Here is a 15,480-nt window from a genome sequence, read left to right on the forward strand (position 1 = left end):
GAAAAACCTATAATGAAAAAAAATATAAATTTTAAAAATCCATTATCAAAATATTTAAATGGTAGTCGAGAATTACTTTTCAATCATGTAATTACACAAACAAAAAGCACTGCACTTTCAAGATTCAAACAATTAAAACCGGGACAAAATTTTCATGATCTTGAAGAATCATTCAAAACTACTTATACAGATACATCACGTACTCAAAATACAATATACAAAAGACTCAAGTTCGAAGAGGTTTCTAAAACTGTCGTAAATGTTAGAAAATCAATGTGGATACATCCAGAAATAGACCGAGCTATAAGTATCAGAGAAGCAGCTAGACTACAATCTTTTCCAGATAGTTATATTTTTAAAGGGAATAAAGACTCTCAATATCAACAAGTTGGTAATGCTGTTCCACCCCTACTAGCAAGGTCTGTGGCGGAATCATTACTAAATGATTTAGGTAGAAAACCTAAGGAATCACTTAAAGACTTATTATTAATAAAAGAAGAAGCTCATTAGATGTAATAATCCCCTTATAGTAGACAGCTAACAGAAAGTTACTTTATTGTCTACCATAAGGGGATTATTAACATGGTTCCATTTAAGATTAAATGATTTCATGTCGTATAACATATAAAAGGGATGACTTAACAATCATCCCTCCACTTTATTTTGGAAAACATTCCACTCTAGCTTTTTCAAGTAGCTGCAAGATTTTTGCCGCTTGTTTATCCGATGGTACTTTACCTTCGTCAATTCCCATAGCTAGGTTTAAAAAACTCACATCCTGAACATTCCAAATTTTTTCTTGGACACCCCAATTGTAAACTTCCTTCCAAAAAGATGAACCATATTCATAAACTTGAAGTAAAGCATTCATTTCATTAGCTTTTTTTTGCTCTTTAATAGCACTATATTCTTGTGTGATTACGTATTTTTTATTAAGCAACTGAGTAATAAATTCTTCTTCATATTCAAAGTCTATATCTTTCGCCATCGTCCAAGATATCTCACGTTTCGCCCATTCCGTAACATTTTCGACTGTACGATCCTCTCGAGTCAAATGTTGATACATTAGATATGACACTTTTTGAATTTGTTTCATCCATCCAAATGGTAAATCTTGCTCTTTCCAAATTTGCTGGAAATCAATTGTTGATTCAGGGAAGTCTTTTTCAACTTTGTGAAAAATTACTGATAGAGTGTACGCAACAATATTTGCTTTATAGCTATCATACCAATCTTGATTTCGTACAATATTATCTGCTTTTTTGAACAGTATACCTAATGCAATTACTTTACGATAGAATTCATCGTTTACAAAGTCAGAATTCTTATCCCACTGTTTAATCATCCATTCGCTAAACTTGTTAAAACTCATTTGAGCTCCAGCACTTGCGATATGTGGTTTTTGAAGATATATGTTATAGTATTTTGCTAGGTCAACCTTTTTGAACATTTGATTTTTAGGATATCGCGATTCAAAATTCTTTTTAAAGGAATCTGTTGATTTATATGTTTCTTGTCTGTATTGTCCATTTGCACGTTCATAATACCAGAATTTCCCAAATTGTGCTCCACCTACCGCTGGCGCATGGATCCTTCTAGAAAGCTCTTCAACTTTTCTATGGAATGGATGGTTGGATGCAAGATCAGCGTCACTTACTTTATTCTGGCTGTTTGCATACCTTGAAATATTTGGTATCAACTCTTCTGCAGATTTTTGGGAAACAACAGAGACTTTCATCGGAACGAAAATCCTTTTTATCTGATTACGAGAATTCAGTTTTATATCATTTTCCCATGCATTTGCAAGAGAAGCTGTTGTTTGTCCACCATTTACAATCTGTAATGATTTAAAACCTGTAATAACTTTCCCATCTAGTCCTTGCGAGATATCAATTGTTTCTGCGGTTGCAGCAATACCATTGTTATATGCAAAGAACATTTCAGGATTGTTTAAAATTGTATTCCTAATTCCTTTATTAACTTTCCCTTTGGTTTGTAAGAACGAACGTACATTTCCTTCGAGCAATCTTGACTGATACTTATTATACATTCTAGCCAAAAGCTCTCCCGGAATATTACACAGATAGGCTTGGTATTCATCTGTTTTAGACGCAGGAAGTACTGGAATGCCCTCCGCTTGAAAATCCTCCCAAAGATCAATAATTAATGGTTCTTTACCATTTGCAGATTCATCAATTAATTTCATTCGGGAAATATCATAAATTGAGTAATTTACTCGGACGCTATTTTCATGTGTACTATCAATGATATTAATTGCATTTGATTTCAAGTAATCTGTTAATATGATTATTTCTAGAACATTAATCTCAATTTTCTTATTCAGGATATCGAAAGCTAAACCATAACCTTCTGAGCTCTCTTCTGCTTCTGAAATAATTTTTTCTACATCAAAATAAAAATATTTGGCGCGATTAAATAATGAATCGGCATCTGTCTTGGTTAATGTCTTATCTTCATAGTATGCCAAAGAAGGTATTATGAAGAGTGTCAATTTACTATCTAACTCGCTGTATACATATCCATCAATCTGAATTGACCGGTTGCGACTGCCTCTACCCTTAAAATGAAGATAGTGGAAATCCTCTATGATTTCAGACTGTTCAAGCTTCTCACAGTATATTTGAAAAAACGACTCACGATCCGACATATTATCAGATTCAGCTTGTACCTTCAGTTCATTTACTAATTCCTCTCTATATGCATCCATTAGTTATACCTCAACTTTAAATTGCTTTATTTCGGGCAAAAAAAGATCATACTCAATATTTGTTATAGCATTTCCAAATTCACCATTTGTTATTTGAGGAAAGCTTCTATTGACTTCATAGAATACAATCTCATGGAACTCCACGTTTATTTCCTTGTACTTTTCATCTGGAACAAAATTTAAATTAGCTAATTTTCTATCGAACTCTGCCTGCGAACTCTGCGTTTGAATTAAACCACTAATTTTTTGATATAAGTCGAACAGATTAGTAGAATTTGAATTTGCTAAACTGCTTTTTTCATAAGATAAGACTGTCAAATAACCAATTCTATTAGAAACAAGTTGCGACTTACTGTTTAAATGAATTGTATCCTTGTTTAATGATTTCGTCTTTACCTCAAACCATGTATTATTTATATTAAAATCCTTATCAGCCCCTAATGGACCGCACCAAGAATTCAAACTATCGATTATCCCATATTTTTTAACCAAGAATTCACTTATAAAATATAGCTCGCCTGCTAACCCCACTACTTTGCTAAAATCGAGACTTGACGTTATTCCTTGTTCAAACAGCGTTTTCCATTCAACAAAACGCTGCATAAACATCCTTTCCGCAACTACCGAACTACTCGCGTCACGGACAGTATCAACCAAATCAAAAACAAGTTTATTAAAAACTCCAAGGTACCGCTGTTCAGCAATTGAGACTGTCAACGCCCACAATCCGTCATGTCTTTTGTTATAATCATAGATTAGATACTTGCTACTATTATTGAACTTAGGCTTTTTCGACAGTTTAACAAACATACTTGTCCTACCTTTATTGTCCAATCCTAGATATATGCCGAAGTTCTCAGTTTTGGGAATTCGCTTATATTTATTTTCTTCGACATTCATGTTCAAACTCCTCGCTATTCTAATGAATCATCATCATCTTCGTCATATTCCTCGTCCCAATCGTACTGAGAGCTACCTTCTATAAGTTCCATTTGATAGACCTTGTTCACCACATATTCATAGGTTACGGATTGTACCCCTTCAATGTCAGGGATACCTATACTTATTCCCGTATTTAATAATTCTAACGAATCACCATATCCATCAACCTCAAAATCTACTCCATCTAATTTCAACTTTACAGGGTAAATAACGATTAGTGGGTTGCGTGGAATTCCTGTATTAAAGTACATATTTTGAGTCGGAGCTTTTTGACCACCTTTCCTGTTTTTTTGGCCTTTCAGAAGATTTTCTACACTATTTTTAATTGTTTTCATTTGCTCTTTCTCTAGTCCTGCCAAAGCGTAATCTGTGGAACCTAACCTTTTCTTAGATTTAGATATTCTGACATAATGGCCAGTACCGAAGAAATCAAACGATCGTGAAATTGGATAAATAGTAATTTCTCCAAAAACTATAGGTTTTTCATCTTTTTTAACTTCAGTAGTTGCAACGACAACGTCCCATTTTTCAAATATTTTTGATGCACTCTTCTTAATCTCTCCAACAAGAATACTATCTTTTGTTGAAAATTCATTCATGTATGGATATTCTACAAATGACAAAAGATCAATTATTGCTTCTTTCGGTACATCTTTAAATGTTGGTTTCTGACGACCAAGTTTAGAAACATTTTCTACAAAATATTTTTTGTTATTTACTAACCAACGCTCAATAACATTGTTATTAGCCTCTATTTCGTCTATCTTCGAAGGAAGAATCGCTGTCTCAATCATTCGACCGTTCAATTGTCGTTCTAGTTTTATTTGTTCGGAATGCTTCATCTTATTTCTTGCAGTTACAATTAATGGAGTATCTTCAGCAGAACGCACACGTAGCCCAAATTCTATTGGACGTTTATTTTCTCTAGACATTCGTTTAATTTCATTTCGTAATTCTTCAGTTGCTTCAGCGATATGTTCATACCATCCAGCTGACTCACATGATGTCCAAAGTCTACACAAATCAGAATATCCGTCACGATAGCCAAACCATCTTCCCATTTGCATTAGCGTGTCATACATTTTTGTATTTCGATAGAAATAACTTATTGTTAACCCTTCAAGTGTAAGTCCACGAGCAAGGCTCAGTCCTCCAATAGCAATTAAGCGTAATCCATCTTCATAATCTTCAAAATTCATTCTTTGAGATGCTGACCCACTATTAACTGTATGAACTTGAATTGGACTAATAGACTTATAAAGTACTTGTTTTACATCATCCCAATCTTCTTTAATTTTTATTTTATTAAAGGTCTCATTACCGTAAATAGCAAAATTCTCTTTACCATACTCCTTATCAAAAAGGTCGTGTAATTCTTTGATAAAAGGCTCTTCAGTTTTCGAAAGCGCATAATTTTTTATCTGTTCTTTTGCGAAATTGAAGTAATTTTTCACCTGCTCTTGAACAACTTTTTGAACGCTAATAAATCTTGATACGTGAATTAGCATAGATCTATGTTTCTTTTCTTGGCCACGTAAATCACGAACAGCATTAGCGAGTAAGAACAATAATATAGATTTCTTTAGTGAGTCAGGAAGTGTTGAAATTATTGTTCCATTTTTGTGTTTCAGTTCCAAGATATTTTCCATATCATCGTTGTGGCGAATCATGTAATGGTACTGACCATCCTCACTATACATTTCCATTGGACCAACATAATTTGAAGGTTGCTCTAGTAAGTAAATAAAATCTCTGGGAAATAAATCGTCGTTTGCTTCACCTTCTAACTGTGGATCAATAAAAATATTTGCAAAAGGCGTAGCTGTAAAGCCAACATAACTATATTTATTAAACAATTTCAACAAATTCCGAATTCCATTATTAATCGCTGTTGGATCTTGATCGGGATTCCTAGTATTAACTGATGCGTTGTCTGCCTCATCATCAATTAACAACAAAGGAGAATCGATCATACCTGTTGACTGGTCTGTATTTTTTCTCTTAAGCCAATTATGAAGCTTTTCTAATATTGACTTATTCTTTTTAATTACGAAAATTACTGGATCAGCTACGGATGACAGACTCATATTTAGACCTTTTTGGTCAAAATCTTTCTCAGTGGAAGTGAATGATGCCACACTGATTTTATTGTTGTATTTTCCAGCGCCGATTCTCTTATTCAGTTTTTTGAATTCGATCAAATTACGACTGTCCATTCCAACAAAACCTTCATCGATACGTCCCTGTGTTTGTTTTCGCAACTTCTCGATAGTACCAGTCAACAATATGATTACTTTGTAACCACTATCAGCTGCCTTATTTATTAATGCTGTATAATTCGAAGTTTTCCCAGACTGAACAGAGCCAATAATTAGCCCCTTACGTTGAAATCCTGTTTCTGACAACGGATCACCAAGAACATCCATAATATCTTCCGAAGCTTCATCAATTTTGTTAATTACAATTTGTGGCAAGTTCACATCATTTACAAGATATCGACTATATCTATCCCAATATTCAGTTCCTCGATCGGCTTTGGAATTGTAATACCATTTCTTATAATTGTCCTCTTTAAGAAGTGTCCCAGTATCCATAGTAATAGCGTATCTCTCCTCTAGATTCACTATGGCTTTATCAATATCAATTTGATTTATTTGTATTCCCCCAAACTTCATTTGAGCCATTGGAATAATTGCCAGTACAGTTTGCTTAATTTGTTTTTCTGTAATATCTTCTAGTTTATCTTTTGGCAACATAATACTTGCAAGATCTTCTATTGTTGCAACGATTTCATTACGCATTGTATTCAAACTCCTTTTCCAACATCCGAATTACTTCCGGGTACTTCTGGAACATGTCAGTTGATGACAAATTTTTCAAATGCTTAATTTGCTCATCCTTATTTCTAGCTAGTCCGTCAATTGTATTTTTGGCTAATTCATAAGCTTGTTCGACATCAAGTAACTTATCCTCAAACTGTTCGTCTTGGGCTAGGTCGTAATAGACAGCTGAATACGGAAAACTATCTTCAATACTCTTAACAAATCCGTCTAAAAGTTTGAATTGCTCATCATTTAATGATTCTTGCAATACTTTAAAAATCGGTATGTCACGATTCACCATGTATTGCATTTTTTCACGATTTTCAATCTTGTTCCAGATGTGTTGGTAACTATCTTGGACAACTTTTCTTCCTCGATATCTATAAACTCGCTCACTTTTACCAACCACACGAAGAACGATTTGTTTAAGTTGTTCTTTAATCATACTAGGGATTTGAGCAGATGATTTTTTTACATCTATTGTCCAATGCGTGTCGATATTGTTTGGAAGATCAATTCGAACTTTCGCAAGCCGGTTAAGTTCCCCGTCACTTAATAAGCGGAACCATTTCCCCCAAACAATTAGTCTATTATTCCTATAAATATAAAGCCCTTGTTTTAAATTCAACTCTTTATATTCGTTTAGTAATTGTCTCTCTTTTGTTGATAATTTACTAACGAAAGGAGTAATAAATGGAGTAATTTTTATTGGTATTTGATCTATGAATAAAGTTTCTTCTTCAAGTTGCTGTGTAGCTCGATTAGACAATATATATGGATCAATTGGTTCAACTTTTCTATAATTGAAAAAAAGTTCAAAATATTGCTTTGATAATTTATTCTCTAAGAATCTATGAAAAACAAGAGCCATGTGTTTATCTGCAAAATTTAACTTTTCATTGAACTCTCTATCAAATTCATTAGGAGATTCCGAAATTCTATCTATTTTTTCCCATACAATCACTGTTCCTGAACTATAGTTTTCTAAGTCAGATGAAAATCTAAGATTGGCTATTTGTTCTTCTGTATATCTTATCAGAGACCAATTTTTTGTTTTGTGAATATGGTCTAAATCCCAACATGCAGCTGAGAGTTTTCCTCGTTGTTTTGAGATTACAGTCAGTTTCCTACATTGCGACATAGAAGCCATTTTCAATCCTAAACCAAATCGGCCTAAATCAGTTTCACCTCGTTCATCCAAGGAACTGCTACTTCCATATCTCATTGCTTTTTCAAGTTCAATATTTCCCATTCCGATTCCATTATCAACTACTGCGACATAGGGAACATCAGAATTAGAAAATTTCACGTCTACACGTTTTGCAAAATTACTGATTGAATTGTCAATAATATCTGCAAGTGCCGTTTCAAAAGAGTATCCTATTGAACGTGTCGACTCCACTAAATTTGGTGCATAAGGAGTTAAAATTAAATCTTCCATTACATTACCATCCCGTTTATATATATGATTTTAATCATATTAATTAAAGCATATTTTCTAAATTGAAAAATAAGTCTTAACTTTTTCTCTAGTATACTATGAACAAGTAAAATATTATACTAGTGTTTAGTTTCCAATACATGACTATTCAGAGTTATAATAAAATGAACAATGTTACTAAATAAACTCGTAATAGTTAGTTATTAAACCTACAACCTTTTATGTAAGTTGGTCTTGAAATCTCAATTAACAGCGATGGGTCAAATTGCTATTAGTCCATTGTTTACCTTCGAATATAATATCTTTCATCTTCCCCTCATCAAAAGTTACCATTTCACAGGTTTTTCATTTCCCCAATCAGAAAAAGGCATATTTTCCGTAACTCATGCGAAAAACCTTTTTAGCTTTTGTAGTTTCTTCATTCCCACTACCTAATGCACTTCCAATTATAGATATAGCAACAATAGCACCTAAGACTGTCATTATTTTACGTCTCTTAAACCAATTGTTTTGCTATCTCTCTTCAACATGTTTTACAGGCTACTAATCCTTCCATATTATTACTCCGATTTTAGTTAGGTTTATATCGTGTTTCTTGAATTTCTATAGTAAATCAACATTATACAGATTTTATTTAAACATGTAAGATAGCATTTCACCACTAACGATTTGTTTAAATCTTCACTGACATAATCGTAATTATAATCTCATCAAAAAAACCATTTTCTCACTTGAATGTTAATCAAAAAAAGAATCTAGTATTTTTCATTTTAAAAAAAGAGGTGTAAAATATCCTATTTGGATGCTGTTCTAGGATTGTCTCTTTTTAATAAGAGATGTGACAAGAGGTTTCATTTAAAGTGGATTATTTTGATAATGCGATAGAGTTACATACTAAGCCTCATTAAATATGGATTAATCTAATGTTTAGATTCAAAGGGTCATACGTAGATTAGGCAATTCTTCAAATTCTGAGGGGTTATCATACATGGAATTAACGATATCCCTAACAAATCATAGGGTAACTTGGGGTAGGAAATTGTTTTTCCAAGTCCTATTTTATACAAAAACCTTATATATTTACTTAGAAATAAGTATCATTCCGTTTCCAAGAAGAATCAGCAAAATATGTTTGGCAACATTATTTATCTGATTCGTTAAAAAATAAAATCTTTTTATTAAACAATGACGTAAGATTTCACTAGCTAACTATATTGGATTCACAAATTCGCTCTTATTAAGGTTGAAAAAATTTTCGTGGTTATTACAAATACCAGATTCTTCTATACCAAATACATGGAAAGATATTTTACCTTTCAACTTTTGCGACAGAAACATCCCTACTTGTTCTTAATTATCATAAAACAAAATAGATGTGTGTATATTTACTCTCTTAGGATAACCGGATCAACAACTTCCTTAATTAATTTTCGTAAATATAAAGCTAAGGAAGATAGGGAGAGTTTCTTGTCTAGCTGTTGTAAAAAGATTTGTTGATTTATCCTATGGTAAACAAGTGAAAATAATATAATTTTTTTATTATTAAAACACCGACTAAATAATGGAATTGCTAGAATATAAAACTTTAAACCGATTCCTTGAATATAGTATCAACTAAAACAATTAATTACTTATCATCCACAAATTCCCTAAAGTAATACATAGGCAGGATCGATAACCATCAGCAACTTTGAAAAATATAAAGTTGTACCCAACTCATTTAACACTTTATCTTCCTGTGTTCCAATTCAACATCTATTGTTAAAATTTGTCCCTAGTTGCTAGAAAAATTTTAGAAAAAAGTGATAATTGGGTATAAATAATATGAAGTTTACGAACATAGATTCGCGTGGTAATATTATGGAGTAATTGATATTCTATATACCTAGAATTTTTATCTATAAATATAGAAGGAGCGCTTACATGGCTATCTCGTATGTTAAGTTATGGAAACTTGCAATTGAAAAAGAACTAAATAAGACACAGTTAAGAGATTGTTGTGGTATAACGTCTGCTACTTTAGCAAGATTAAGTAAAAATCAAGGCGTTTCACTCGATGCTCTAGAACGAATTTGTAAAGCGCTAGATTGTAAAATTGGAGATATTGTTGAATTTACGGAAGAAAAGGTGGCAGTAAATGAATAAAAAATACACAGTAATTGATCTTTTTTCTGGAGCAGGTGGACTGAGTCAAGGGTTTGTTCAAGCAGGATATGATCTGCTTGCAGGTGTTGATTTTGATGATGCTGCACTTAGAACTTATGCTCATAATATTAAGGGTGCAAAAGCTTTAAAAGAAGATTTATTTAATGAAGAAAAGTCTATTAAAGATATCGAAAGTGAACTTGGGAATAAGGAAATTGATGTCATTATCGCTGGTCCACCTTGTCAAGGGTTTAGTTTAACTGGAGCACGTGATATAAACGACTCGAGAAATAAATTATACGTGGCAGTTGTTCATGCGGTAAAACATTTTCAACCAAAGGCTTTTTTGATTGAGAACGTACCAGGAATGGCAACTTTATACAAAGGTCTGGTAAAACAACAAATCATCAATACATTTGAAGATTTAGGCTATGCTGTGAGCGTCACGGATAAGCCATTACTTGCTGCTGATTATGGTGTGCCACAAATTAGGAAAAGGATGTTTTTTGTCGGTTTTAAAAAAGATTTAGGTTATGATTATTTTAAATTCCCTAAACCAATATTAGATGCTAATCATCATATTGGTACCGCAGCGGCGATTTCTGATTTACCTCCGTTAGTAGATACTCTTGGCGAAAATGTTATGGAATATACATGCGAACCGCAAACCGAATATCAAAAATTAATGCGTAAGAATTCAAAGCTAATATACAATCACGTTGGTACAAAACACACTGACGAAGTGAAATGGGTAATCAGCCAAGTACCTGAAGGTGGCAATCATAAAGATTTATTACCAGGAGTTGGAGAGTCACGTAAATTTAACGAGGCTTGGACAAGATATCATAGTCAAAAACCTTCAAAAACAATTGATACAGGGCATAGAAATCATTTTCATTATAAATGGAACCGCGTGCCAACCGTTCGTGAAAATGCACGCTTACAGTCATTCCCAGATGATTTCGAGTTTTTAGGAACGAAAACACAACAAAATCGGCAAGTGGGCAATGCAGTACCACCATTGCTTGCTCAAGCGATTGGCGAAAAGATGAAAGAACATTTAGCTATTAAAAATAAAATGTTTCAAGTGTAGGGGGAATTTGGTGACTAAACTAAACAGTATTGAGCTATTTGCGGGTGCAGGTGGCTTACTAGATGGATTTGAACAAACTGGCAACTATAATTTGTTAGGAGCAGTTGAATGGTTAAAACCACAGGTCCGAACACTTATTCATAGATTAGAGTCGAAATATAATGATGTAAATGCTGCTAGAAAAGTATTGAACTTTGATATTCAAAGAACTAAAGAATTAATTCACGGGTGGGAGAACGACGAAGAATTCGGTTCAAGTAATGGGTTAGATAATTTAGTCAATTCGCGTTCAGTTGATATTATTTCTGGTGGACCACCTTGCCAAGCATATTCTCTAGCAGGACGTATTAGAGATACAAATTGTATGAAAGATGATTACCGAAATTTTCTATTTGAAGCATATATTCGTGTAGTTGAATACTATCGTCCAAAGTTAGTTGTATTTGAAAATGTTGAAGGTATTTTATCTGCTATTCCAACAGGAGAGAAAATCACTGACTTAATTCGCAAGGCGTTTGATGATGCAGGTTATGAAATTGTAGACAATTTAAGAAAGTATGCGTTAATCGATTTAACTGAATTTGGCGTTCCGCAAAAGAGAAAACGGGTCATCATAATAGGTATCCGTAGAGATTCTGAAAATATTGATTATCAAGAAATATTACATGATTTTTACCAGAAAATGCTACCTACTAAAAAAGTAGCAAAAGTAAGAACTGTACGTGATGCCATTGGTGATTTACCACCGATTTATGCATTGGCAGAACCGATTAAGAGACAAGCCTATGAAAATAATTCAAGTATCAATGGACATGTTTCACGATTTCATAGTAAACGCGATCAAGAAATTTTTTATATTTTGGCAAAAGACATTGAAAATGCTAAATTTAAATATGAGTCTGCAGACGCATTGATTGAACTTTACTATCAAAAAACGGGGAAAAAAACAAATGTGCATAAGTATCATGTTCTACGTTGGGACGAGCCTAGTAATACGATTCCTGCACACTTGAAAAAAGACGGCTTACGTCACATTCATCCCGACTCCTCTCAAAAGCGTTCGATTACAGTTAGAGAAGCTGCAAGATTACAATCTTTTGATGACGATTTTGAATTTAATGAATCACAAGTCGCAAATTTTGAAATGATTGGGAATGCTGTCCCCCCTTTATTTGCAAAGAAACTTGGTGAACTAATTCCAACACTTGCAAAAAATTTGGAACAACTTGAAAAAATTGACAAAACAAAAGAAGAACTTGCTGTATATTAGCAAGTTCTTCTTTTGTTATACTGAGAAATCAGCGTAGTAAATACCTTCTTCAATTAAAGAAAGTGTAATTGTTGAACGTCCATACTTTGAAAGAGTGTTCATAGTAATTTCATCATCAACACCAACATTTAACCGACGACGTAAATAGCGCCCAAGAATACTTTTCTTAGAAATTCGTTCTCCGTCGATGAATGGTTTTTTTGCGGTATAAGATGCAAGTTGTTTAGGATATTTCTTTCCTTCATAAGTTTGTACACCTTCAAGTGATGCTTCCATGACAGTTCCATCATCCCAAATCAGCTCAATTGGATCTGAATTCCGTTTTCTTCTTCCGTCAGGTGTTGTAAATTCTGGGTCAAACGGTTTAATCAGAGAATGTTCACTTTTTAAGATTTCTTTCGGTAATCTGATGTAAGCGTCACCTTGCGCGACATGTGCACCACTTGTTATCCTTGCACGACCCCAGTTTAGCCCACTCGATGTCGGAACTTCATTGATCCCACCACTTGACGTATAAAGTGGAATATTAAAACTATATTTTTTTTTACGGTGAGAAATTGTATTACCAATATCAGTGACCGAAAAGTCGATGACTTCTTGTTTTTTGTTTAGTATAGGTGTTACCGATGAGTTTTCAAGAATAAACTGATAGTAAATATCAAGTGGATTAAATGTATCTCTTGTTGCATCTGCAAGTGATTCACGATAATCAGTTCTTAGTCCATTAGATGAAAAATTAGCTGACCCAATCAAAGCTGAAAGTGTTTTCCCATTTCTTTTCCATATATATATTTTCGAATGAATTTCTTGCTCTGCAAATTTAATGGTTAGCGAATTATTGCTTTCTTTGATTTTATATAGAGAGTTAAGTAGTCTTATGTCAATTCCTCTCGGATACATTCCTCCAATAACAGTCACTTTCATACCTGTTAATTCGGAAAGTCGCTCTACAGGTGCAGGACCAAGATAACCACTGATGATAATTAGTTCATCAGGTTCTTCTGATAATAGTTCATGCTTTGAGAAAATAACTTCTTCTAAGCCGGTGTAATATAACACGTAATTTCACTTCCATTTGTCGTTTTCTTTAGCATACCATAGTTTGAATAAATCATAGATATGAAATGTATCATAATTGTATTAAAGACAAGCTTATACAAAATACATGAATGGCGTGTAAACAATAATCGAAGAAATGAATTTCAATGAACTAAATCATTTATTTGCAATAAGGCTCCTGATGATGAGTTACCTAAATCAATGATATTTTGGAAAAAATGAATAAAAGTAAAATAATATGAAATAATGATGTTTGCCCGAAAGCAAGGTCATCCTAAGCTAAATACTGACAAACTTGAACAAAGATTTATACCTATACAAAAAAATGATAAGAGTACCATTTTAAACAATTTGCTCATCATTTATATAATGGAGTATCTGAAGTGACAATCTTACATCCAGAAAAAGCAGTGTAATTCAAATGATAAATTGAGCAAAATTCTGAAGTAATATTCTAATCGATTTTTTTTGAAGAAAACCGCTAAAAATTTAAGGGAAGTAACCTAATGTTTTTTCACAGATGGTTTACTAGATAAATTTATTTCAAATAATAACCCCGTATGGAAAGTTCCTCTCTCTGTTGCTTCTATTATTTATCTTTCCTTAAAAGTAGTGATCAACACTCAACATGAATTGAGTGTTGAAACTAGTATATAAACCATAATTCGAGCAATAATTTTTGTAAGCTTAACAGATAAATCAATAAACCAAAGTCTATTAAATTAATTGCTTATGTTTTTCTGTAGTTCCATCAATCTAGCTCTTAAACTCGAATCACTAGCATAAATATATAGCCTACGTACCCCTCTCTTCATAAGAACATTTAGCGAATTTAAAATAATTTTTTCCTTAATACTCTCACTATCTTCAAAATCATCTTTCCCTCTAAAAGCTTCAGTATCCTTATAGTTCTCAGTAGTTTCCCAACTCCTGCTTCTCCTTTAACTAGGAAAACATATGGTTCATGGTCAAGAATATGATTTTTACATACATCAATAATTTTTTACTGGAGTTCCACCTGGTCAATAGAAAGTTCTTTGAATGGTGAAAGTTTAAATATATCCTTATTTTCAATGGTATTTCTAGAATTATCTACTATGTTCCTACGTAGTAGTTCGTCCCAAATACTTTCAAATAATTCTTCATTAAAGAATCTTTTCTCATAATAATTGTGTGTTAAATTACTACTTGTTTGACTCTTATTTTGTAATTTGTACCGTTCATCTGCTAGAAAATAATTAATCAAATTGGTTTCAATATTATAGGTTGCTGATCGGTTAAATTTTTCACGAATAATTAAAGACATCATCGTTAATGATTTTCTTTCGCGATTATTTAATTGATCCCTCATATGATTCTTTACTGCGACAGTTTCTCCAATATAAACCGATGTATCATTATTTAAAAAGTAGACTATAGGATAATCTGAATAATAATCGTTTATACACTCTAATGATGCTTTCTCAAAAGACATCGTTGCTATTTCTACTCATACTCATAGTGTATCCTACCTACCTTAATATTACTGAAATATTGAACATGATCTTATTTTTTTACTGGATATTTCAAGGCATTTTTCTCCATTTTCTTAAATGCTTCCTCTTCCAAGTCAATTTTCAATTTATCGGCTAACTGAAGTAAATAGATAAATACATCTGCCATTTCTTCTTTAATATTTTGTAATGAACCATCAACCGCTTCTTCACTATTTTTCCATTGAAAATTTTCTAAAAGTTCATTTGCTTCAAGAGAAATAGAAATGGCCAAATCTTTTTCATTATGATATTCCGCCCATCCTCGCTCATCTCTAAACTCTATTATTTTTTTCATAATTTCTTTCATATAAAACCCACCTAGTTAATTCTTTTTTTGTAAATATGTTCTATTCTATCACTTGAATTAATATAAATGGAAGTTTGTGGGGTTTTACGATATCAATCAAAAAAAGGCTATTTTCCGTTACGAATAAAAACGAAAAAT

At 32.7% G+C, this 15,480-nt stretch carries 12 protein-coding genes and 1 pseudogene; 4 read left to right on the forward strand and 9 right to left on the reverse strand.

Features of this window, described 5'->3' with window-relative positions; all coding sequences use genetic code 11:
- A partial coding sequence (locus tag CN514_RS12450) for a DNA cytosine methyltransferase (RefSeq protein WP_141529365.1) occupies positions 1-510 on the forward strand: 510 nt, incomplete at its 5' end.
- Positions 511-658: 148 nt separating this feature from the next.
- On the opposite strand, the gene CN514_RS12455 is transcribed toward CN514_RS12450, so the two are convergent.
- The 5 genes from CN514_RS12455 to CN514_RS26515 all read right to left on the reverse strand — a co-directional run bounded on the left by CN514_RS12455 (position 659) and on the right by CN514_RS26515 (position 8,416).
- Positions 659-2,728 (reverse strand): AIPR family protein, encoded by a 2,070-nt coding sequence (locus tag CN514_RS12455; RefSeq protein ID WP_098232865.1) that lies wholly within the window; start codon positions 2,726-2,728, stop codon positions 659-661.
- 3 nt (positions 2,729-2,731) lie between these two features.
- Complete coding sequence (locus CN514_RS12460) at positions 2,732-3,628, reverse strand: PD-(D/E)XK motif protein (RefSeq protein ID WP_098232866.1); 897 nt, start codon at positions 3,626-3,628, stop codon at positions 2,732-2,734.
- A 14-nt stretch (positions 3,629-3,642) separates the two neighbouring features.
- A complete protein-coding gene (locus tag CN514_RS12465; RefSeq protein WP_098232867.1) occupies positions 3,643-6,471 on the reverse strand; it encodes a Z1 domain-containing protein in 2,829 nt (942 codons plus the stop codon).
- Complete coding sequence (locus CN514_RS12470; RefSeq protein ID WP_098232868.1) at positions 6,464-7,933, reverse strand: ATP-binding protein; 1,470 nt, start codon at positions 7,931-7,933, stop codon at positions 6,464-6,466. The genes CN514_RS12465 and CN514_RS12470 overlap by 8 nt, the downstream gene beginning before the upstream one ends.
- Positions 7,934-8,290: 357 nt before the next feature.
- Positions 8,291-8,416, reverse strand: coding sequence for a hypothetical protein (locus CN514_RS26515; protein WP_286141663.1), 126 nt, complete (start codon positions 8,414-8,416; stop codon positions 8,291-8,293).
- A 1,440-nt stretch (positions 8,417-9,856) separates the two neighbouring features.
- Between CN514_RS26515 and CN514_RS12475 the strand changes: the two genes are divergently transcribed.
- The 3 genes from CN514_RS12475 to CN514_RS12485 are packed head-to-tail and all read left to right on the forward strand — an operon-like array spanning position 9,857 to position 12,441.
- Positions 9,857-10,078, forward strand: coding sequence for a helix-turn-helix domain-containing protein (locus CN514_RS12475; protein WP_098232869.1), 222 nt, complete (start codon positions 9,857-9,859; stop codon positions 10,076-10,078).
- Positions 10,071-11,171: a DNA cytosine methyltransferase gene (locus CN514_RS12480; protein ID WP_098232870.1), complete on the forward strand. Its 1,101-nt coding sequence runs from the start codon at positions 10,071-10,073 to the stop codon at positions 11,169-11,171. The genes CN514_RS12475 and CN514_RS12480 overlap by 8 nt, the downstream gene beginning before the upstream one ends.
- Positions 11,172-11,181: 10 nt before the next feature.
- Entirely contained in the window at positions 11,182-12,441 is a 1,260-nt protein-coding gene (locus tag CN514_RS12485) for a DNA cytosine methyltransferase (protein WP_098232871.1), read from the forward strand.
- Between the two features lie 15 nt (positions 12,442-12,456).
- Here the strand turns inward: CN514_RS12485 and CN514_RS12490 are convergent, their stop codons facing one another.
- From CN514_RS12490 to CN514_RS12505, 4 genes and pseudogenes are all read right to left on the reverse strand, one after another.
- Entirely contained in the window at positions 12,457-13,500 is a 1,044-nt protein-coding gene (locus CN514_RS12490; RefSeq protein ID WP_098232872.1) for a restriction endonuclease PLD domain-containing protein, read from the reverse strand.
- A gap of 722 nt (positions 13,501-14,222) precedes the next feature.
- Positions 14,223-14,366: pseudogene (locus tag CN514_RS26835) on the reverse strand (DNA/RNA helicase domain-containing protein); the annotation flags it as partial.
- Positions 14,367-14,503: 137 nt separating this feature from the next.
- Positions 14,504-14,974, reverse strand: coding sequence for a GIY-YIG nuclease family protein (locus tag CN514_RS12500; RefSeq protein WP_098232873.1), 471 nt, complete (start codon positions 14,972-14,974; stop codon positions 14,504-14,506).
- Between the two features lie 71 nt (positions 14,975-15,045).
- On the reverse strand, positions 15,046-15,342 hold the full coding sequence (locus CN514_RS12505) for a nucleotide pyrophosphohydrolase (protein WP_098232874.1): 297 nt from the start codon (positions 15,340-15,342) through the stop codon (positions 15,046-15,048).
- Positions 15,343-15,480: the final 138 nt, after the last annotated feature.

This window comes from Bacillus sp. AFS001701, assembly GCF_002559405.1.
Lineage (GTDB): Bacteria > Bacillota > Bacilli > Bacillales > Bacillaceae_G > Gottfriedia.

Bases quoted from the DNA above. Each gene is read 5' to 3' on its own strand.
- CN514_RS12455 (WP_098232865.1), bottom strand. From the start codon at position 2,728: ATGGATGCATATAGAGAGGAATTAGTAAATGAACTGAAGGTACAAGCT.
- CN514_RS12460 (WP_098232866.1), bottom strand. From the start codon at position 3,628: ATGAATGTCGAAGAAAATAAATATAAGCGAATTCCCAAAACTGAGAAC.
- CN514_RS12465 (WP_098232867.1), bottom strand. From the start codon at position 6,471: ATGCGTAATGAAATCGTTGCAACAATAGAAGATCTTGCAAGTATTATG.
- CN514_RS12470 (WP_098232868.1), bottom strand. From the start codon at position 7,933: ATGGAAGATTTAATTTTAACTCCTTATGCACCAAATTTAGTGGAGTCG.
- CN514_RS26515 (WP_286141663.1), bottom strand. From the start codon at position 8,416: ATGACAGTCTTAGGTGCTATTGTTGCTATATCTATAATTGGAAGTGCA.
- CN514_RS12475 (WP_098232869.1), top strand. From the start codon at position 9,857: ATGGCTATCTCGTATGTTAAGTTATGGAAACTTGCAATTGAAAAAGAA.
- CN514_RS12480 (WP_098232870.1), top strand. From the start codon at position 10,071: ATGAATAAAAAATACACAGTAATTGATCTTTTTTCTGGAGCAGGTGGA.
- CN514_RS12500 (WP_098232873.1), bottom strand. From the start codon at position 14,974: ATGTCTTTTGAGAAAGCATCATTAGAGTGTATAAACGATTATTATTCA.
- CN514_RS12505 (WP_098232874.1), bottom strand. From the start codon at position 15,342: ATGAAAGAAATTATGAAAAAAATAATAGAGTTTAGAGATGAGCGAGGA.